Here is a 19,630-nt window from a genome sequence, read left to right as displayed (position 1 = left end):
TATCTAAATATGATGAAAAAGTTTTTAAATTTCATTTTTTAAACCACGATACACTTCATTCATCCTTAGAATATAATACATTCCTAAAAGAAATAATAAAACAATCGTTATCAATACTGGCATTTTTGAAATACGTATATCCAAACTAAATAAATGATATGACGAGGCAAGTAACTTAAATGCCCCGAAGCTTATTATAATTAAACTTGTAGCTATTCCAAAAAGAAGCTTCTTTACAGGAAAAACAACTTTTATTTCCTGCTTGTTTTTCTCTTCAATCTTATTCATCAATAAGTCTGTAAAATCATCTGAAGTATGAATCATACTTTTCTTTACTAAATCCTGAGTTAACTTATCATTCATAACAAACTATCTATATCTTTTTCTAATATCTTTCTTAAAATAAAATTCATATTATTTCTTCCTCTATGTAAACCTACTTTTATTTTTGAAACACTAAAACCAGTAACATCTTTTATTTCTGTTATCTTTAAGTCACAAAGATAAAAAAGTCTTATCAGCAACGCTTCGTCTGGTGTTAAGCGTTCCAAAGCAAGTGTGATATATTTCTTTTGATCCTTTTCCTTAAGTTTCTCGACACCTGTTTTTTGATTTGCCTCTATTTCATGACTATTAATTTTATCAATACTTATATGACTTCTTTGTTTTTTAAAAGCATTATAACTTGTATTAACAACAATACGATATAACCAGGTAGAAAAGTTTGATTTAAATTTAAATGTGCCTATTTTTTGATACACTTTAATAAATACATCTTGTAAAACATCTTCTGCTATACTTTGATCCTTCAATATTGATATAGCAAGAGTAAGAGATACATCCTTATACTTTTCGACTAAATGTCTAAAAGCGGTTGTATCTCCCTCTTTAATCTGCTTGATTAGATGGATATCATTATCTTCGATTCTATCTTTCAAGTCTTTTTCTTATAAAATGAGCAGCAACTAATCCCGCCGAACCAAAAATTAAAATGGTACCCCACACCAATAAATCTGTAGTGTCTTCTGTTAAATCAATCGATGTGAAAATTGACGAAAATAATAGTCCGATTCCTAACCCAAAAACAATACATCCTATATCTATATATTTAAATTTACTTTGAGACTGTTCTGGGACCAATCCTTTTTCTATCATTGCTTTTTTTATTAGATAATTGTATTTGGCTACGATAAAAACCATTACTACTAATCCAATTACTATGATCAAACCTCCTAGGGCTTCTCCTAAATTTTCCATGTTTTATACTTTAAAATTGTTGTTCTATTAATTCTCCTATTTTTTCTATTAAAGGAAGTAGCGTATCTGAATTTGTAAATAGTGCTATTCCGTATTGTTGTTTTGGCACAAACATGGCATATGATTGAAAATCATGATTATTGCCTGTATGTAAATGCATTAATCCATTAGCTGTCGGTTTTTGTGCAAAACCAAGCCCCCATCCTGTTTGCCCTACTTCTTTTAAAAGTTTGTTATCTGATTTAAAATGATTATGTTCTTTCAACATTTCATCGATTAATTCTTGTTTTAAGTGCTTTGGCTTCATCATTTCTATCAAAAACCGAGCATAATCCAAAGCTTCAGAATGAAGGCTATATCCCGGTCCAACAGCATTGTACTTTTCTATTTCGAGGTTCACTTTTCCTTTTTGGTGTCCTTTTGCTTTATACTTTTTTATAGTATCATTCCAGGTATAAAAACTGGTATTCATCTTCAATGGGTGAGCTACTTCTTTAAGAAACAAAGTATCCAATTTACTATGCCAACCTATACCTAAACTTGTTCCCATAGCGGCTCCAAGATGTTGATACGCTTCACCCGAGTATGAAAACCCTGTTCCTGGTTTAAAAGCGATATGAATAGGTTTTCCTTTTGCCCAATTTGGGATTCCCGTAGCATGCGAAAGTACAATACGAGGTGTAATAGTCCTATAATAATCAAATGAAACACTATCTATAGTATTAGCTGGAAAAATCTCTTTCAAATGTGGATATATAGGGGTATCTAAATCAAATTTTCCTTTCTCTACTATTTTCATGACAAAATAAGCAAAAAGTGGTTTTGAAAGAGAAGCAGCTTCAAAAATTGTCTTTTTAGTTACAGGTGATTTACCTTTTATATTTATCACTCCAAAAGTATTATGGTACACAACTTCAGCATTATTAATAATAGCAATAGAAAGTCCTGGCATTGCTATTGAATCCATTATTTTTTTAATATGATTATCTAATTGTGAAATGGATACAGGTTTTCCACTTACGGTCTTAATATATCTTTTATCGCTTTGTCCATAAAAAGCAAAAATTCCAAAAGAAAATATTAATAAAAATATAGTATAGGATACTATTCGTTTTGATTGATTCATCTTGTATAAAATTAATATGATTACTTACTTTTATTGCGAATTCACATTGATTTGACAAAGTGTTGTTAAAAAAGGTTACAAAATTGTTATTTAACACTTCGATAAATACATTATTTGTATTAATATGTATACCTTAAATATTCTCAACTCTTCAATAATACTAAGGGTTGATATATAAAAGTCATTTGCAAATGTTACTTTTGAAATATTAAAGAATAACATTATGAAAAAGCCAACTCAATCAGAAATTTTTACAGATGTTAAAGACTTTGTTTCTAAATTCTCAAGGTTTCCTGTTCATAAATTGAAGGACAATTTTATATTGAAAAGTCACCCACTTAAAATGAATAATCCACAACTAATTAGTATGGCATTGGCACTAAGAGGGTATGTTAAAAATTTTGAACCTAATGCTACAATTTTAGCAACAGAAATAAAGAAAAGTAATTTAACCGTTGCTCTACTTTGTAATTTGATCAATAACAAAATAAACCACTAGGTTATGAAAAGTTATTTTATTCCAATTGTAGTAGTATTATGTGTATGTATTATTCCTGCGGACCTCCTTTCTCAAGATGATACTCAAAATTGGTTAGAGCGAAATAATATTAGCATTAGAAAAACTTTTGATGGTTCTGTTAATGAATATAAACCTGCTACGTTTAGTTTCTTTGAGAATCATAAATCAGATAATGATTTTATAAATGTAGATTTAGCTATTAAATTTGGCGAAATCGAGTTACTGGAACATACAAATTCTGTTTTATTACTTTATCCAGTAGCAGAATGGCATAAGTCTTCTAATGAGGATAATGAAAACGATAAACTAAGTGCTGGTATCAATGCAGAGTATTATTTTGGTCAAAGTTTTACACTAAAACCTTATCTGTTATCCAATTTTGCATTTAAACGTAATCTTTTGGAAGATCATAATGAGCTAAGGTATGTGGGACAATTGTCATTTATTGGTGACCCAGAATATTCATATTTACCTGGAGTTACATGGCGTTTTAAAAATGATGAAGTAGATTATAAAGGGTTATACTTTCCATATTTTGGTTATGAATACAATGAAGTCCCTGATCTGGTTTCACAAGGAGAAACAGAAACATTTTCTGCTTTATTTGCACGATTATTTATAGAATACTGGGCTTTACCACAATCTATACAGCTTATTTTTGACGGAACTTATAGAGGGGTTTTGGGCGATAGTTCTACCATAAAAAAAGAGCTTCCTTTAGTAAATCTTTCATTTAATTATTATCCAGGAAAACAGGAACATATCAGTATAGGTGTTACTTATAGAAATGGATATGCTCCTGATTTAAAATATGCCAAAATAGAAACTACCGCCATTAGTCTTAATGTGAAGTTTTAAATATAAAAATGAGTTTTATTTAATTGTAACCCCTTTTGGATCAGAGAATTTACCGGTAACTAACCAACCTCCAAAATCTTCAGAAACAGCTAACAGTAGCGTATTTTCTCCTTTTTTTAGATCCAAATATATTGCATCAAACAATCCAACAGTTCCTAAATATCGGTAGTCTCTGGATCTCCATCTATTGGTTCCTTTATAAATAGCATTATTATTCAAAATAGCAACCACCCTATCACTATATCCAAATTCAAATAATTTTACCTGGTCCTTATCCGATGTAATGGTAATTTTTGCAAAAACAGTATTTCTCGGAGTTCCATCTCTTAAAATTACCTCTCTTGCAATATTAGCAGCAGTACCTTCTTCTACCTGAATCATTTTACCCCACTTTCTGGACTTAACAACCTTTGTTAAGTTCGTAATATCATCTAACTGCTTTTCTTCAAAAATATCAGAAACTTGCCATTCTGGAACTAACCCTTCTATTGGTTTTCTTTTTATTGGTTTAAAATCTACAATGTCATATTCATTTTTATTAATTGTAAAATTTGCATAGTGCATAGCCGAAGCTCCTCCTCCCCCTATAGCTACTTCTCCTTCACGGGGTTCACGAATCAAATCCCAAGATAGATTCGGTTTTTTTGCATAATCCAAATATATCTGAGCTCTACGACCGTTAACTACTAGTTTTACATGTGTCCAACCCTCATAATTATAGTCATAGGGAAAAGAATATCTCGGTCCAAAATAGAGTTGCCAGGGCGAAACCCCATTAATAACTGGGGTAGCTTGATTTGCATCGGGTTTTCCCGGCAAATGAGCTCGTAGATAAAAAGATTCCATATTAGATCTATCTACTGCCCTAAAGCGAACTCCTGGGAACCCCTGGCGTTCTGTGAGATACACATCAAATTCTATAGTCCCATTTAAAAATTTGGTGTCCTTGAGGTATGCTAAGCCGCGTTGAATATAAATAGCGTCTTTGCCTTTAAAATTCTCTAAGACATAAGACTGAGCATTAATTTCCCAATGTGTTGTATCAATAGGGGTAATATTTTGTGATTTTGTAGTGTGAATACAAAGTGTGCTCAATAAAACGAAAGTGAATACCTTGATCATTAGATTTAATTTTTTGATTGAACTCAAAGTTCTAACCTATTACCAAATAAAGCAGAAACAAGTTCGTTCAAATCGATTCAATGTTGTTCAAGTCGTATTTTTTGATGATTTTTGTTAGAGATTATGAATACATATCCAGAATATAAATTAGTACAGAAATGTCTCCTCGAAATTGAAGAAAATCTCGAATGGGGAAGTTCTGATGTTTGGCATAATGATGTATTTATTGAATTAAGTGAAATTATTCAACAACGTACTCAAGTTCTTTTAAGTCCGACTACATTAAAACGAATTTGGGGTAAAGTGAGTTACAAAAGTGCACCTAGTATTAGCACGTTAAATACCCTTTCACAATTTGCCGGATATCTAAACTGGAGGGATTTTAAACACAAGAATGAAAGTCAAAAATCCTCATGGTTAGAAAAAAAAGTCTTGCAAAATATGGGGATTATTGCAACATCTGCGGCGGTTTTGACAATTGTATTTATTTCTTTTTATTCTATGATTGGATCTAATCAGAATACATCGAAAACAATTGACTTCACAAAAGTTGAATTTAGTAGCCGCCCCATAACCGATGGCTTACCTAACTCTGTAGTTTTTGATTTTGATTTAAATCATATTACATCAGACAGCATCTATATTCAACAGTTTTGGGATGTCACTAAGACTATTAAAATAAATCCAAAACAAGATCAGGCAACAGGAATCTATTACTACCCTGGTTATTTTGGAGCAAAACTTCTAGTTGATGGTAAAATTATAAAAGAACATGATTTATTTATTACCTCTCCTGGTTGGATTGGTACAATAGATTACAAGCCAGTTCCTAAATATATACAAAGTGATAATCTGTTTCATAGTAATTTGTCTTTTCCGAAATCTATTATTAAAGAAATTACAACCAGTACAGAACCTATTGTTTCTTCTTTTCATTTGGTAAAAGATTTTAAAGGTTCTTCTGGGGATAACTTATCTATAAAAACTTCAGTACGAAATGTATATAACGAAAAGTGGGCCATTTGTCAATCTTTAAAAATTGTAATTCTTGGAACGAACGGTGCTCTAGTCATCCCTTTTTCAATACCAGGATGCGTTTCTGATATTAACCTTATGCTTAATGATCTATACTTAAAAGGTAAGGAAAATGATCTTTCTGCTTTTGGCGTAGATTTATCAGAATTTAGAACAATACATATAGATATAAAAGAAAAACACGTAACTGTGTTAATAGACAATAAAAAAATCTATTCTGGACAGTATAATAAATCTATGGGGAATATTGTCGGTCTTCGATATCGGTTTTTGGGAGCTGGAGAAGTAGCTCATTTGAATGTAACAGAAAAACTCAATGAAGAAGTAATTCTTGATGAAAATTTTAAATAGTTAGATTACATTTATTTTTCTTTCCAACCCCAAGGTGCCTCGGGATTTTTGACTGGTTTTGTAATATCCATTACCACTCTAAAAACTCTTGGTGTTCCTAATCTTCTCAAATTATATGTGAATTTTGTTTCGTCTATAGTTATCCACCAAACATTTGTTGAAGCTTTAGGAATCATTTTTTGCGTGTCTTTATCTGCAGGAAATATCTGTATCTCTTTTTGTCCGGGATTTGTTGTTGTGCCGCCGTATTGTGTTATCTTATCTTCGGTACCATCTTGATGCCTATGATCGTGTTTCAACATAATTTGATCATTAATATGAGTTAATACCCAAGTTCTGGATTTATCTTCTCCTACAAAAAACGGTATTTTAATTACATCATTACTACATTGACGCACATGCATTACCAATCTTTTTCCTCCAAATTGATCATCTTCTGCTGGTAATTCTAGAATGCCTTCAAATGATTTTCCACATAAATTATGTAAAGAATTCCAAAATTGTTGAGAAGGATTATCATCCTGTGCTGTTAATGACATTAAACAACTTAAAAAAAGAAAAACAGAGAATACTTTAGACATATCAATATTAATTTGCAATAGTTAAGAAAGGTATAAACTTCTTTTTGAATTTAATCTAGAATTGTTAATGATAATTTTAGAGATATAAAAAAGGACCGTAATGTACGATCCTTTTTTATAAGTATAGGTAAGTTCAGGGTATTGATTAAATTTTATTCTCCTGCTAATATCACATAAGAGTTGGTAACGGGAGATATGCTATATTCTTTAACATTTTTAATATTCTTCAAATGTTTGTCAGCTTCTTTAAAAGCTGTTTCTAACGCACTTAATTCAGAATTTTTATTAACAACAATGGTCTTAGATAATACATTACCATTAGTATACTCTATTGTGATTCTCCATTTCTTTAAAGAATGCGCATTTTTATTTTGAGAAGCATCTTCTTTTTTACGCTCAATTTTATCTTTCTTTTTTAATGAGATAGGATCTGTTATCGATGGGGTTGCATTTCCTATAGATACACAAAATACTACAGTTGCCAATAAGAGTTTCATAGTTTGATGATTTTGAATTTGTATTTCACGAATATACAAACATTATTTTAATAATCAAATATTTTTTTAATAAAAATTTATTTGATTAATCAAACATTATATGTATGTTTGTTTTATGGTTAATAGAAAATTAAAAAAGCTCCTTAAAAAAAGTAAAGGAGCTAAAACGGTATATGGTATTTCAAAAGTTCTGGGAGTAAGTCCGCAGGCCGGAGATTATGTCGTTAAGCGAAAAGATCTATTAAAAGACTTTGAACGGTTAAAGAAAATAGCCGATTATATGGGAGTGGAAATAAAAGATATTATAGATTATAAGGAGAAATAAGTAAACTCTCTTACTTTTATAGCTTGATCACTAAAAATAGGCTTGAAGTTTTACTCCAAAAACAAAACCAGATCATTTCTAAGAGTTAATCTTATAGGATATTGGCTCCTTTAAAATTATCTTTTCTTAGAAATGATCTGGTAGATCATCTTTCAAAAGGTATGTTTTAAATAATTAGTATCTAATTTATTAATGTGCTACAACTTTTGCTGTAATTTTTTTTAGCATTGCTCGAGCATTATCTCCAACACCTCCATCAGGATCCATTTTTATGGCTTTATTATAATACTCGATTGCTTTTTCCTTATTCTCTAAATTTAAGTAACTTTCTGCAAGACTATCCCAAGCATTTGCAGAATCTGGAAACAGAAGGGTGTTTGATTTAAAAATAACCTGAGCTATTTGTGTTTTCTTACTTTGCATGTATTCGTATCCAAGTTCATTAATACTTCCTTCTCCAAGTATATTGGCTTTCACCAACAACTCAAGTTGTTTATGTACTTTATTTTTATCTGCACCTTCTCCGTTTTTATCTTTTAAAGCAGTAAGTGCCTTTTCTAATGGTACAAAAAGAGAATTCTTATACTTTGAAGCTTCTTCTATTGCCAATTCCTTTGCTTTTTCCAGAGCATCATCAGCAACCATTTTAATATCTGGTTGTACACCAACTCCCTCCCAATTTGTTTTTGTAACTGTATTAATAGTTCTTGCAAAAGGTATCCCTATTCCAAAACCATGATCCAAAGGAAAATATCGTGTAGGGTGAGCCCCTCCTCCTGTGACTTCCCCAATTATAGTAGCTCTACTTCTACTTTGCATGGTATATGAAAAATCTTCTGCCCCAGAAAATGTGGATGTACTAGTTAGTATATACACCGGTACTTTAGGCCTTTTTGTTCCATTTACATCCACAACCCATAATTCTTCGGTATGATTTTGTGCACGAGAATATATAGAATTAAGTAATACTTTTTCATTAAAAAAGTAACTGGATAGATAGTTAACAGTGGTTGGATGTCCTCCTCCGTTTCTTCTCATGTCAATAATAATAGCATCCGCAATTTGCATCTCTTTCATAACAAGGTCTATCTTTGCCAGATGTTCTTCAGAACCACCAAAAAATGCCAAATCTATATAACCAATATTAGATTTCAAAAGTTGAAATCCTCGTAACATCGGAGATCTATACCTGGCTAGGTTTGCTGTAATAGATCTTTCTTTTTTCTTTTTTCCTTGATCTTTTCTAGGGGCCGAAAAACGAAGATGTTTATCTTTTGTAATCTTTTGCAATTCTAAGGTAAGTGCTTTTGCTAAATCAGCGGGAGATTTTTCATCAAAGAAACCTTTTTTCATTAATACATCAAGGTGTGCATTTGTTTCTTTTGCTTTATCCAAAAAGATATAATTCTTTTCTAATAATTCTTGTGCCTGTTTTATAATATCATTATTATGATACTGAGAAAAGGAAGGCGTTATAATGAAAAGAAATGCGATTACTATTATACTTTTCATAAATACTGCTTGTTTCATGATTATTGAATGACTTAATTAATTATATGAATAATGTAATACACTACTAGTTATGTAAATTAATGAAGAAAAAAGCTTAAAAAATAGGATGAAATTAACCTAGAAGAAATAATCTATTATATTTTTCTAAATTCATAAGGTCTAAAACCTGTGTTGAGCTTAAATATCTTCGAAAAATGGCTTTGATCAGAAAAACCGCATAAAAAAGTAATTTCTGTGAGAGACTTATTACTATGCTTTAAAAATAAAATGGCTTTTTCTATTTTGATTCTGCGCATATACTCTCCAAGCGTACAATTAAAGTATTTGGAAAAATATCTTGAAATCGTAACAGGATGTATATGAAGCTCCTGAGATAATTCTTCGAGTGTTATAAACTCATTCCAACGATCACATAATAACTCTCTAATAACATCTACCCAGGGAGGTTTGCAGTCAGTTGCTTTATTATAACCCGAAAACAAGGTAAGTAATGACGAATGAACAGATACTGAAGAAGAGATATCATTAACTCGTAGTTCTTTATATATCTTTAATAATTCAAACTGAACCTCTGTATTTTTAAGTATTGATGTTTTAAAATCAGAAGTTGAAAGTTCATTTTGCATAAAGAATAGATCATCTATTTCTATATTAAGATTCTCAGAAGGAAATGCGGTATGCCGATTACGATGTATTTCTTCTCTATCATATAATATGATACTTCCGGGTAGCACCTGAATATCCTTTCCTTTTCTAGATTCTAAGTTACCCCCTTGTAAAACTAAGGAAAGATGATACTTTTCATGAGAATGCCAATCTTCTGACACTGGTTGATGATATTTAACCATAGAAATATCATAATTATCAAAAGAAAACTGTTCTGTTGTTTTACCTAAAAACTCTTTAGTTTTTAATGAGATCATGGCATGTTATCAAATTAGAAATCCAGCAAATACTCTTAAATATAAAGATAATTTTTGCGCAAATATAATGCCACTAAAAAATGCTCTTAATCATATTAGCAATTCTTTAACTGTAGACATACTACTTTTTCTTTACTTTTAAAAACATCGATCATTCTATAAATCGCACACCATGAAAACATTAGTAACATTCATCATCACTTTGATTCTATTTTTTTTGACCATCACCGGTAACGCAAATTCTTCTTTAAAAGCTAATTTTACTACCGGTAATCCTGAGATTAAATCAATTAATTCTATAACCTTCGGACCCAAAGGCATATTATTTATTGGGGATAGTAAATCTGCACAGATAGTTGCAATTGACGTAAGTTCACATCCAAAAGTTGATAATAGTATGGTAAAAATAGACCTTTTGGATCAACTTATTGCTGATATGTTAGGTACTACAACAGACCAAATACAAATTACTGATATGGCTGTTAATCCAGAGAATAATAATATTTATTTATCTGTACATCATGGTTCTGGAACTGCTATATTATTTAAGGTAGATAATAATAAATTAAAACCAGTATCTCTAGATAATATTTCTCATAGCAAAACTTCTTTACTTGATCCAATCGCAATGGATGCAAAAGACAAACGAGGTCGAGAACTTCGTAAGTGGGCGGTAGCAGATATGCAATATACTTCAGGAAAAATTATGTTATCTGGTTTAAGTAATAAAGAATTTGGATCCACTTTTCGGTCAATCGATTTTCCATTTACTAAAGAACAGAATTACAGCTCTCTAGAAATTTATCATGCGGCACATGGTAAATATGAAACACATGCTCCTATAAAAGCATTTGTTCCTACTAAGATAAAAGGGAGTTCTCATATTATTGCTGGATATACATGCACCCCATTGGTCATATTTCCTACAGATCAAATCAAACCAGGTGTTCATAACAAAGGAAGAACTGTGGCAGAACTCGGCAGTGGAAACAGTCCTGTAGATATGATTGAAGTGGAAAATGGAGGGAAACGATATTTACTTATTGCCAATAGTAATAGACCTCTAATGAAAATGGAATTTTCTGATTTAGAAGCTTATGAAGGTTCTCTCACTACTCCTGTTATCAAAAAAGGAGCTGCTGTAGGTGTTGATTATGTAAATTTACCTTTTGTAAATGTCCAACAATTAGATAACTACGGACCATCTGGTTTCTTAATCGTACAACGAGAATCGAATGGAAATTTAGTTTTAAAACAAGGACGTACCTGGTGGATCGAAAAATAATACTAACAAGCCATGCATAACAAGTTTAAAAGCATTGTTAGTGTCATATTTATATCGTTTTATTTTGTTTTGGGGATGTTCTCGCAGACATCTCCAAGGTTTAGCTTTGGCAAAACCCGTCTTACTATAACAGATGAGTTTAACCTTTCTAATAATCTTAAGGTGTATAGAGGCCAAATTTCTGAAGAAGAACTTGATCGTACACATCCCATACTGGGTACAATACAGATAGATGAGCTAGAACTTCATTTTACACCATTGGTGCCTTTTGGATGGAATCAGGAGTATACCTTTATATATAACAATACCATAGAATATTTTACTTTAGAGATACCTGAAGCGTATAATTATCTTGCGGTAGAAGCGATTTATCCTTCTGTAAAATCACTCCCTTCGAACCTGTTAAAGTGGTATGTACAATTTTCTAAGCCCGTTAATGAAGTTCATGTGTACGATTATATTCGTTTTATAAATAATCAGGGAGATACATTATCAAGGACTACTTTATCTCTTGAAAATGCTCTTATTAGTGAAGACGGAAAACTGTTAACTGTCTGGATAGAGCCCGGGCGACAAAAACGTGATTTAATTCCTAACAAACAATTAGGGCCAGTATTCGAAAACGATGCTATGTATCAATTAATCGTATTAAAAAACATAAAGGACCGACAAGGTGTTTCTATGCAAAAAGATTTTACTCATTTGTTTAAAATTACTCATACAGATCGAATACAGCCCAGTATGGGTTCTTTCAAAATTTTACCTCCAGAAAACAATGATGATTTGGTTATTCTTCTTGGTGAATCCATGGACTATGGTAGTACCCTAAATAGCATGAAAATTATTAATGCTGAAAAACAAGAAATCTATGGAGAATGGCAACTAACAAACAATGAATCAACATTAATTTTTACTCCAAAACATCCATGGAAAAAAGGGCAATATCAAGTTTTGATTGATTCTCGCCTAGAAGATCTGGCAGGAAACAACCTAAATAGATTATTTGATAGTGAAGTTAGTATTTTAGATAAGAAGCAACTTTACAATGAATATAAACTAGAATTTGGTATTAAATAAAAGGTGGGCTTTGATCTCGATTTAAAAATAAATCTTACAAGATTCTGGCAATAATTGTTTTATTTTCTGTTTCTCTTCTTCTGTAAGCTTATTATGAGTTATCTCTAGTCTTTTTAAATTCACTAAATGTTTAATCGTCTCTGGTAAATTTCTTAATTTATTTTTGTTAAGAATTAATACCTCTAAATTTTTTAAATTACCTATTAAATCTGGAATGTTACTTAAGTTATTTTTACTTAGATCTAGTTCTTCTAACATCTCCATATCTTTTATAACTTCAGGAAAAACATCTAATTTTGTATCTGATAAATATATCTCCTCAAGTTTCGTTAGGTTTGTTAAAGATTGTGGTAAACTTTTTATACTATTTTCATTAAGCATCAAAAACTCCAAATTTCTTAGCTGACTAACTGCATCAGGAAAACTATCTAATTTCACATCCAATACATATAATTTCTTTAGTTTAGTGAGCTTTGCTATTGATTGTGGTAAAGTTTTTATCTTATTTTGATTAAGAACCAGAGTTTCTAAATTTTCTAACGTACTCACTACTTCTGGAAATTCTTTTAATTTATTTCTTTCTAAACCTATTGATTTTAAATTTGTTAGATTTTCAATAAATTCAGGAACAGTCTTTAGCCCTAACCCTCCAATACTAAGTGATTGCAAGGTTTTCAAATCTCCAATTACGGTAGGCAAAGCATCGAACTTATTATCTATTAAATATAGTCTTTTGAGACTGGTCAGGTTTTTAAACGAATCAGGTAAATCACGCAACTTATTTTTATAAAGTTCGAGCATTTCCAGATTTTTTAAATTACCGATGGATTCTGGCAATCTTTTTAATTTATTTTTGTTCACCCTTAACATCTCTAATTCTGTAAGTTTCCCTATAGATTCAGGAAGATAAGTCAGTTTATTATTATGAAATTCTAACCAATATAAATGACTCAAATCCCCAATCTCTTTTGGTACATGGGTTATATTGTTATTTGCAAGATCAAGTGTTCTCAATTCTTTTAATCTCATCAAATATGATATTTCTTTTATTTTACCATGTGTAATTCTTAAATCTTTTAATTTGATGAGTTTAGTAAATGACTGCGGTATTTCTTTAAGGTTAGTTTCATAAATAAAGAATATTTCTAAATTGGTTAGCTCCCCTATTGATTCTGGTAATTCGCTAAGTTGGTTTCTAAATATTTTTAGATCTTTTAAATTGCTAAAAACTCCTATAGAATCTGGTATTACTGAGGGTTCCCATTTATCAAAACTTAAAGATTCAATGTTTTGTTTATTCTCAAAAGCTTTTATTATATAACTAGGGTAAGTATCTTTTTGAGCATTAACATTAGAATACCCAAATAGTATTATTAAAATAGAAATCAATGACGTTTTTGTTATTTTTAAAAGATGTAATAATATCATATTCCGTCTATTTTATCTAGTACTAGTTTTCTATATGATTTTCCTATCGGTAAAACCTTAGTACTATTAAGTATAAGTTGATTCCCTTCTATCAATTTTAATTCGTTGAAATTAATCACAAAAGATTTATGAATTCTAATAAAATTCTCTTTCGGGAGTTTCTCATAAAAATCGGATAATGTATTAGGGGTTAACACCATAGTATCAGTAAAAATCTTAATATAATTTCCATAAGCTTCTATATATTGAATGTCCTCAAAACGTATTTTTATGAGTCTCTTGTCACTTTTTACAAAAATAGCTTTAGGTAGTTCCTCTTTCTCTGAAATGATTTTTATATCATTTTCTACAATATTCTTTTTTTGAGTTTTTAGTACTGCCTGTATAAAACGTTCTAATGAGAAAGGTTTTAACAAATAATCAGTTACCGATAATTCAAATCCTTCTAAAGCAAATTCTGGATACGCTGTTGTAATAATGACTTCTGGACGGTCTATCATCGTTTTCAATAAACTTAATCCTGATAATTTTGGCATATTTATATCCAAAAATAAAATATCAACCATTTGTTTCTGCAATAACTCCATTACCTCAAAAGCATCTTTACAAGATGCTATTAATTCCAAATTTGGGACTTGTCCAATATAATTTTCTAAGATCTGACGAGCAATAGGCTCATCATCTGCGATAATACATTTTAATAGTTTCATTTAAAGTTGTAATGTTAATTGGACATTATATTCTTCCTCTCCTTCATTTATGTCAAGTATATACCTGTCTTGGTATATTAAATTCAAACGTTTTTTTGCATTTTCCAAACCGATTCCGCTTTTTCCTTGTTCTAAATCAGACTCAAGATTTTCAGATGTATCGATAGTATTTTTACAAATAAACATTAATTCCCTTTCATTAAGTTGCAAGTCAATCACTACTCTATTTTCATCTTTTTTAGAAACTCCCAAATGTTTAAATGCATTCTCTACAAATACTATTAATAGCATTGGGGCTATATATAAAGCTCCCGTATCAGAAGGAACATTTAGAACTATATTTGTTTTGTCTTCTAAACGTATTCGTTCTAAAGATATATAGTTTTGCAGATATTGAATTTCTTTTTGTAAAGGAACTAATTGTTCTTTAGTATCATATAAACTATACCTGAGTAAGTCTGATAATTTGAGCATCAAATCAGGTAATTTATTAGAATTTACTACAGATAATCCATACAAATTATTTAAAGTATTAAACAAAAAATGAGGATTTAATTGTGCTTTAAGTAATTTTAATTCAGCATCTTTTATCTCTTGTCTACGTATAAAACTGTCTTTAGCAATTTTTATAGCAGTGCTAAAAAGCAATGCCAAAATCATAACTGAAAATAGATTGTATAGCATACGCCATTCAAACTTTTCAAAATAATTACTCATAAAATATACGGCAATACTACTAAAAACAAATGCATTTAAACAGAACAATAATATTCCCAATAGTTTATTTTTTCTATTAAACAAAGGAACTATTTTGAGATTGTTTATATATACTGGGAAAATCAAAAACAGTACAGCAAAAACAGCCGTAAGAAGTCTATTTTCTGCTTGTATAGACATCGCGAGTATTAACATGATAAAAATCCATACGACTATATTTTGTACAAATTTGTTATCTATAAATCGATCTAGTTTAGACATGTTTTTTATTTAATTGCTCCCAAAAATACTAGAAAATGCTTCGAAAACACTTATATTAATGATGAAAGGAAGTCTTTTCCTTGTGAACATATCTAATTTGCTGATTAAGGTCATTATCGAGATTTTACTCCTATTGATCATCAAAACCAATCCATTGGTCACTCTTTATTTTTTATGTATGGTTTTAACATGACTTTTGAAATGTATTAATTCAAAAATCAATCATTATGAAAACCATCCAAAATTTAATATTATATGTTATCCTTGCTTGTTTAGCCATATTCAATGCTATATCCGCTCAAGAACAAACCTTATCATCTATTACAAATAAATATACCACAAAACTTAAGCAAGAAAATAAAGGGGTGGGAATTCTGATTAAAAAAAATAATACTACAGAAACAACAAGTCTAGGAAATTTTGATCTAAATGGTAATACCGTTTTTAATGTGGGGAGTGCTACAAAAACGTTTACCGCGATACTAATACTACAAGAGGAGGAAAAAGGAACATTACAACTTACAGACAGTATTGGTGCTTATCTCTCTCCTATTAAAAATGTTGATGGTTCGCTTACCATTGAATCATTATTGAAACACCAAAGTGGTCTTGGTGAAATTGTTGGTAGAGATACTCGAGTGTATTTTTATGCTACCAAGGACTCTGTTTATCGTAAAAATGTATTAAATAAATTTCCAAAAAGTGATCCGTCAATGGTTGGTCATTATTCATATTGTAACTCTAACTATATTCTCCTTGGAAAAATTATAGAAAAAGTAACAGATAAGGACTACTTTGATTTATTAAGGGAGCGAATTTTTATTCCATTACAAATGGATGATTCTTATCCTTATGTCTCTAAAACAATTAAAAATTTAGCTCGACCATACGATAAAAACAAGGACGTATATGAGCTTTTGGATTATCGTTTTTTTGCTGATTATGCATTCTCAGCCGGAAGTATTGCTTCTACCCTTTTTGACATGGAAAAATTCTATACTGGTCTATTTGAAACTGAAATCCTTCTAAAAAAAGAAACCGTAAATAAAATGATTCCTTCTGCAGAAGAAAAATATGGACTAGGGCTAATGTCTTATACTCATGATAACACAATACATTATGGTCATGGAGGAAATAACATTGGATACGCTTTTAGAAACACATATGATCCAACAACCAAAAACTTGGTCCTATTATTTAGTAACAACCGTAGTATTCCCTTCAAAGCATCCATACAAAAGGATATGTTAGATTATTCTAATAGTAAAAAAGTAACTACATCATTAAATCAAAATATAGTTGCTGATTTTAAAGATTTTGTGGGAGAATATAATCTGGTTGAAGCCAATGCAAAATTGGAGATCGTTGCAGAAAATAATGAAATGTACATGCTCATTCAAGGCCAAAAAGTCCTTCTGGCCTATGAAGATATTAATACACTATATGATGTCAAAGTCGGTGTGAGATTACAAAGAAAACCAACAGATAAAAGCATCATCACCTTTAGACAAGATAGTTTTAAAGCAGAATTAAAAAGAGTAACCAAATAGTACATCTACACATTAACCTTAAAAATAGCAAAGATGAAATTAGATATACAAAACGTATCCAAAAAATACAGCGGAAAAAAATACGGATTAAAAGATTACAGCCTTAGTATTGAAAAAGGAATTCTAGGACTATTAGGTCCTAATGGAGCAGGAAAATCCACCTTACTAAAAATGATTGCGACCATAAGTAAACCTACTAACGGGGCTATACATTTAAACAAAAACAATATTATTAAAGATCCAAACTATATGCGCAAACAATTAGGGTATCTTCCGCAGGATTTTGGAGTATATCCAAACTTGAATGCTTATGAATTTCTTGAGTATATGGCCGCATTAAAAGGTATTGGAGGTACACAATTAAAACAAAGGATTGCTCTTTTATTAGAGGGATTAAATTTAACAGAAGTTGCAAAAAAACCTATAGGAAATTATTCTGGAGGTATGAAACAACGTATCGGAATTGCACAAGCATTGCTCAATCATCCTAAAATAGTATTATTTGATGAGCCTACTGTTGGTTTGGATCCAGAAGAACGTGTACGTTTTAGAAATCTAATCTCAGAATTAGCAAATGACTGTATCGTTATTCTGTCCTCTCATATTGTTTCTGATATTGATACCATTGCAGACGAAGTTGCAATAATGAAAGATGGGCAACTACTTACCAAAGCATCCCAAAATACAATTGTTGATTCGATTAAAGACAAAGTATATGAAACTACCATTACCAAAGAAGCAATATCTGGTTTTAGTGCTAACCATGTAATCTTAAATACAATTCGCAAAAAGGAAAATATTATCGTGCGTTATATTTCCGAAGAAAACCCAAAAGATAGCAAACTATGTCAAGCAACCCTTGAAGATGCGTATCTATACCTAACTAAAAGATAATAAAGACATGAAAAAGTTTATAATCTTACTAAAATCTGACTATCTGCAACGAACGCGTAGTTATCCATTCCTAATTACATTATGTATTAGTTTAGCCATAGCGTATACTTTTATTCCACCTCCTGATGCTACGTATTCTACCATACGTATTGGTGATTATCAAGGTTACTATAACTCAGAATGGATCGGCTATGTAACCGCTATAATGACAAGCATCTTTCTTTCTCTAGTAGGGTTTTATTTGGTTAATAGTGGAATTAAAAAAGATATATCCAGTAAAATAGGACAAATTATAGCAACTACTAAGATTTCTAATTTTCAATACCTATTATCTAAAGCCATTGGAAACTTTTTAATCCTGTCTACAATCGCGTTCATTATATTTATAATGAGTATTTTACTTTTTTTTATATACAGTACTGGTTACCCTTTTAAAATACTCCAGTTTATTATTCCTTACGCCGTTATAGTACTACCTTCGTTACTCTTTATTTCTGTACTAGCAGTTTTCTTTGAAGTTTTTTTAGGACGTATTCCCGTACTACAAAATATACTATTTTTCTTTCTTTTTTCACTAATACTGGTTAATGACAATTTCGGAACCAAAGAATTTGGATGGGATATCTTTGGCACCAGAATTATTCTGGACCAAATGGAAGAATCAGTGCGGGAAATTTCAAATATAGAGAATACATCAGGGTTATCTATTGGATATGCTTTGGGAAATATTTCAAAAACCAAATACTTTACTTTTGAAGGAATTCATTTTCCCGGATCATTTCTTCTAAGCCGATTGGCATGGATGGGATTAGGTCTGTTTTTATTAGGTTTTGCTTCTATATTTTTTCATAGATTCAAAATTAAAGAACGTTTTCAACCCAAAAAGATAGAAAATGTATTAAAAACTGTGATTAAAAGTGATATTAATATTTCGAAACTACCAAAAATTGAAAAGTCTTTCAGGGTTTTACCATTAATAAAAACCGAATTTGTATTGCTTGTAAGAAGCGGACATAAATGGTTATGGGTACTTAACATCATAGGAGTGTTATCGCTTTGTTTTGCTCCTCTATCTGTCGCACATCAAATCATATTACCTATACTTTGGTTTCTTCAGGTAAGCAGATGGTCTTCTTTAGTAACCAAAGAAAAAAACTTTAATACACACTTCTTTACTTTTGCTTCGTACCGACCACTTAGAAGACTTCTTCTATCTCAAGTGATATCAGGGATTTTATTAGCGCTTTTATTAGCCACACCATTACTGGTAAGGTATTTGACACTGCTTGATTTTGCTCACATTACAACGATTATATTAGGAGGTGTATTTATTGTTTCTCTTGCAGTTGTATTAGGAATTTTAAGTAATGGAAAAAAGTTATTCGAAATCATATTTTTTATGCTTACTTATACCAACATTAATGCTATACCATTTACAGATTACTATGGAGGATTACATCATCATCATACATATCTTATGGCAATAACCATAGTCTCAGCTTTTCTATTAATCGTGAGTTATACTATTAGAAGTATAGAGCTAAAAAAAATATAAATAGTGATACTAAGAAAATTAAAAAGCTTCCGAAACATATGCTTTC

Annotated in this window: 21 protein-coding genes; 9 read left to right on the top strand and 12 right to left on the bottom strand. The window is 30.6% G+C overall.

The annotated features are described in order from the left end of the window. Positions 1 to 24: 24 nt before the first annotated feature. Genes PQF96_RS18780 through PQF96_RS18765 form a run of 4 tightly spaced genes read right to left on the bottom strand, consistent with a single transcriptional unit; the run spans position 25 to position 2,383 of the window. Entirely contained in the window at positions 25 to 363 is a 339-nt protein-coding gene (locus PQF96_RS18780) for a hypothetical protein (protein WP_271767781.1), read from the bottom strand. Then, positions 360 to 938, bottom strand: coding sequence for an RNA polymerase sigma factor (locus PQF96_RS18775; protein WP_271767780.1), 579 nt, complete (start codon positions 936 to 938; stop codon positions 360 to 362). Before PQF96_RS18775 ends, PQF96_RS18780 begins: the two co-directional genes overlap by 4 nt. Then, complete coding sequence (locus PQF96_RS18770; protein ID WP_109437414.1) at positions 928 to 1,257, bottom strand: DUF6249 domain-containing protein; 330 nt, start codon at positions 1,255 to 1,257, stop codon at positions 928 to 930. Before PQF96_RS18770 ends, PQF96_RS18775 begins: the two co-directional genes overlap by 11 nt. A gap of 10 nt (positions 1,258 to 1,267) precedes the next feature. Further along, on the bottom strand, positions 1,268 to 2,383 hold the full coding sequence (locus tag PQF96_RS18765) for a serine hydrolase domain-containing protein (protein WP_271767779.1): 1,116 nt from the start codon (positions 2,381 to 2,383) through the stop codon (positions 1,268 to 1,270). A gap of 223 nt (positions 2,384 to 2,606) precedes the next feature. Here PQF96_RS18765 and PQF96_RS18760 point away from each other — a divergent pair, with 223 nt between their 5' ends. Both PQF96_RS18760 and PQF96_RS18755 read left to right on the top strand, forming a co-directional pair. After that, entirely contained in the window at positions 2,607 to 2,882 is a 276-nt protein-coding gene (locus PQF96_RS18760) for a hypothetical protein (RefSeq protein WP_143915036.1), read from the top strand. A gap of 3 nt (positions 2,883 to 2,885) precedes the next feature. Beyond that, entirely contained in the window at positions 2,886 to 3,761 is an 876-nt protein-coding gene (locus PQF96_RS18755) for a hypothetical protein (RefSeq protein WP_271767778.1), read from the top strand. Positions 3,762 to 3,776: 15 nt separating this feature from the next. Here the strand turns inward: PQF96_RS18755 and PQF96_RS18750 are convergent, their stop codons facing one another. Further along, the gene (locus PQF96_RS18750) at positions 3,777 to 4,883 is read right to left on the bottom strand and encodes a hypothetical protein (RefSeq protein ID WP_271767777.1); all 1,107 of its coding nucleotides are present in this window, start codon (positions 4,881 to 4,883) and stop codon (positions 3,777 to 3,779) included. A gap of 123 nt (positions 4,884 to 5,006) precedes the next feature. Between PQF96_RS18750 and PQF96_RS18745 the strand changes: the two genes are divergently transcribed. Then, a complete protein-coding gene (locus PQF96_RS18745; RefSeq protein WP_271767776.1) occupies positions 5,007 to 6,269 on the top strand; it encodes a hypothetical protein in 1,263 nt (420 codons plus the stop codon). Between the two features lie 11 nt (positions 6,270 to 6,280). Here the strand turns inward: PQF96_RS18745 and PQF96_RS18740 are convergent, their stop codons facing one another. Together PQF96_RS18740 and PQF96_RS18735 are read right to left on the bottom strand one after the other, a co-directional pair. Then, entirely contained in the window at positions 6,281 to 6,850 is a 570-nt protein-coding gene (locus PQF96_RS18740; protein WP_271767775.1) for a hypothetical protein, read from the bottom strand. A 152-nt stretch (positions 6,851 to 7,002) separates the two neighbouring features. After that, entirely contained in the window at positions 7,003 to 7,347 is a 345-nt protein-coding gene (locus PQF96_RS18735; protein WP_271767774.1) for a hypothetical protein, read from the bottom strand. Positions 7,348 to 7,447: 100 nt separating this feature from the next. Between PQF96_RS18735 and PQF96_RS18730 the strand changes: the two genes are divergently transcribed. Next, positions 7,448 to 7,672 carry a hypothetical protein gene (locus PQF96_RS18730; protein ID WP_109437422.1) on the top strand — a complete coding sequence of 75 codons (225 nt, stop codon included), beginning with the start codon at positions 7,448 to 7,450 and terminating at the stop codon, positions 7,670 to 7,672. A 189-nt stretch (positions 7,673 to 7,861) separates the two neighbouring features. Here PQF96_RS18730 and PQF96_RS18725 read toward each other — a convergent pair whose 3' ends face one another. Next, positions 7,862 to 9,184 (bottom strand): S41 family peptidase, encoded by a 1,323-nt coding sequence (locus tag PQF96_RS18725; protein ID WP_271767773.1) that lies wholly within the window; start codon positions 9,182 to 9,184, stop codon positions 7,862 to 7,864. 134 nt (positions 9,185 to 9,318) lie between these two features. Continuing rightward, positions 9,319 to 10,107 carry a helix-turn-helix transcriptional regulator gene (locus PQF96_RS18720; RefSeq protein ID WP_271767772.1) on the bottom strand — a complete coding sequence of 263 codons (789 nt, stop codon included), beginning with the start codon at positions 10,105 to 10,107 and terminating at the stop codon, positions 9,319 to 9,321. A gap of 172 nt (positions 10,108 to 10,279) precedes the next feature. On the opposite strand from PQF96_RS18720, the gene PQF96_RS18715 reads away from it, so the two are divergent. Together PQF96_RS18715 and PQF96_RS18710 are read left to right on the top strand one after the other, a co-directional pair. After that, positions 10,280 to 11,392, top strand: a complete 1,113-nt coding sequence (locus tag PQF96_RS18715; protein ID WP_271767771.1) for a hypothetical protein — start codon at positions 10,280 to 10,282, stop codon at positions 11,390 to 11,392. Between the two features lie 12 nt (positions 11,393 to 11,404). Further along, positions 11,405 to 12,469 carry an Ig-like domain-containing protein gene (locus PQF96_RS18710; RefSeq protein ID WP_271767770.1) on the top strand — a complete coding sequence of 355 codons (1,065 nt, stop codon included), beginning with the start codon at positions 11,405 to 11,407 and terminating at the stop codon, positions 12,467 to 12,469. A 21-nt stretch (positions 12,470 to 12,490) separates the two neighbouring features. On the opposite strand, the gene PQF96_RS18705 is transcribed toward PQF96_RS18710, so the two are convergent. From PQF96_RS18705 to PQF96_RS18695, 3 genes are read right to left on the bottom strand one after another with little or no spacing between them, the layout of a single operon-like run. Continuing rightward, entirely contained in the window at positions 12,491 to 13,897 is a 1,407-nt protein-coding gene (locus tag PQF96_RS18705; protein WP_271767769.1) for a leucine-rich repeat domain-containing protein, read from the bottom strand. After that, entirely contained in the window at positions 13,894 to 14,607 is a 714-nt protein-coding gene (locus PQF96_RS18700) for a LytR/AlgR family response regulator transcription factor (RefSeq protein ID WP_271767768.1), read from the bottom strand. Before PQF96_RS18700 ends, PQF96_RS18705 begins: the two co-directional genes overlap by 4 nt. Further along, on the bottom strand, positions 14,608 to 15,585 hold the full coding sequence (locus PQF96_RS18695; protein WP_271767767.1) for a sensor histidine kinase: 978 nt from the start codon (positions 15,583 to 15,585) through the stop codon (positions 14,608 to 14,610). 227 nt (positions 15,586 to 15,812) lie between these two features. Between PQF96_RS18695 and PQF96_RS18690 the strand changes: the two genes are divergently transcribed. Genes PQF96_RS18690 through PQF96_RS18680 form a run of 3 tightly spaced genes read left to right on the top strand, consistent with a single transcriptional unit; the run spans position 15,813 to position 19,584 of the window. Then, complete coding sequence (locus PQF96_RS18690; RefSeq protein WP_271767766.1) at positions 15,813 to 17,135, top strand: serine hydrolase domain-containing protein; 1,323 nt, start codon at positions 15,813 to 15,815, stop codon at positions 17,133 to 17,135. 33 nt (positions 17,136 to 17,168) lie between these two features. Then, on the top strand, positions 17,169 to 18,029 hold the full coding sequence (locus tag PQF96_RS18685; protein WP_271767765.1) for an ABC transporter ATP-binding protein: 861 nt from the start codon (positions 17,169 to 17,171) through the stop codon (positions 18,027 to 18,029). Positions 18,030 to 18,036: 7 nt separating this feature from the next. Continuing rightward, the gene (locus PQF96_RS18680) at positions 18,037 to 19,584 is read left to right on the top strand and encodes an ABC transporter permease (protein WP_271767764.1); all 1,548 of its coding nucleotides are present in this window, start codon (positions 18,037 to 18,039) and stop codon (positions 19,582 to 19,584) included. Positions 19,585 to 19,630: the final 46 nt, after the last annotated feature.

Origin of the sequence: Aquimarina algiphila, assembly GCF_947494415.1 — a bacterium.
GTDB classification, from domain to species: Bacteria; Bacteroidota; Bacteroidia; order Flavobacteriales; family Flavobacteriaceae; genus Aquimarina; species Aquimarina algiphila.
Note: the sequence above shows the minus strand (reverse complement) of the source record. Positions and strands in the feature narration are given on the sequence as shown.

Coding starts and splice junctions, on each gene's coding strand:
- PQF96_RS18705 (WP_271767769.1), bottom strand. CDS start 13,897: ATGATATTATTACATCTTTTAAAAATAACAAAAACGTCATTGATTTCT.
- PQF96_RS18725 (WP_271767773.1), bottom strand. CDS start 9,184: ATGAAAAGTATAATAGTAATCGCATTTCTTTTCATTATAACGCCTTCC.
- PQF96_RS18770 (WP_109437414.1), bottom strand. CDS start 1,257: ATGGAAAATTTAGGAGAAGCCCTAGGAGGTTTGATCATAGTAATTGGA.
- PQF96_RS18740 (WP_271767775.1), bottom strand. CDS start 6,850: ATGTCTAAAGTATTCTCTGTTTTTCTTTTTTTAAGTTGTTTAATGTCA.
- PQF96_RS18755 (WP_271767778.1), top strand. CDS start 2,886: ATGAAAAGTTATTTTATTCCAATTGTAGTAGTATTATGTGTATGTATT.
- PQF96_RS18685 (WP_271767765.1), top strand. CDS start 17,169: ATGAAATTAGATATACAAAACGTATCCAAAAAATACAGCGGAAAAAAA.
- PQF96_RS18680 (WP_271767764.1), top strand. CDS start 18,037: ATGAAAAAGTTTATAATCTTACTAAAATCTGACTATCTGCAACGAACG.
- PQF96_RS18735 (WP_271767774.1), bottom strand. CDS start 7,347: ATGAAACTCTTATTGGCAACTGTAGTATTTTGTGTATCTATAGGAAAT.
- PQF96_RS18760 (WP_143915036.1), top strand. CDS start 2,607: ATGAAAAAGCCAACTCAATCAGAAATTTTTACAGATGTTAAAGACTTT.
- PQF96_RS18720 (WP_271767772.1), bottom strand. CDS start 10,107: ATGATCTCATTAAAAACTAAAGAGTTTTTAGGTAAAACAACAGAACAG.
- PQF96_RS18765 (WP_271767779.1), bottom strand. CDS start 2,383: ATGAATCAATCAAAACGAATAGTATCCTATACTATATTTTTATTAATA.
- PQF96_RS18715 (WP_271767771.1), top strand. CDS start 10,280: ATGAAAACATTAGTAACATTCATCATCACTTTGATTCTATTTTTTTTG.
- PQF96_RS18730 (WP_109437422.1), top strand. CDS start 7,448: ATGTATGTTTGTTTTATGGTTAATAGAAAATTAAAAAAGCTCCTTAAA.
- PQF96_RS18780 (WP_271767781.1), bottom strand. CDS start 363: ATGAATGATAAGTTAACTCAGGATTTAGTAAAGAAAAGTATGATTCAT.
- PQF96_RS18745 (WP_271767776.1), top strand. CDS start 5,007: ATGAATACATATCCAGAATATAAATTAGTACAGAAATGTCTCCTCGAA.
- PQF96_RS18710 (WP_271767770.1), top strand. CDS start 11,405: ATGCATAACAAGTTTAAAAGCATTGTTAGTGTCATATTTATATCGTTT.
- PQF96_RS18695 (WP_271767767.1), bottom strand. CDS start 15,585: ATGTCTAAACTAGATCGATTTATAGATAACAAATTTGTACAAAATATA.
- PQF96_RS18700 (WP_271767768.1), bottom strand. CDS start 14,607: ATGAAACTATTAAAATGTATTATCGCAGATGATGAGCCTATTGCTCGT.
- PQF96_RS18750 (WP_271767777.1), bottom strand. CDS start 4,883: ATGATCAAGGTATTCACTTTCGTTTTATTGAGCACACTTTGTATTCAC.
- PQF96_RS18690 (WP_271767766.1), top strand. CDS start 15,813: ATGAAAACCATCCAAAATTTAATATTATATGTTATCCTTGCTTGTTTA.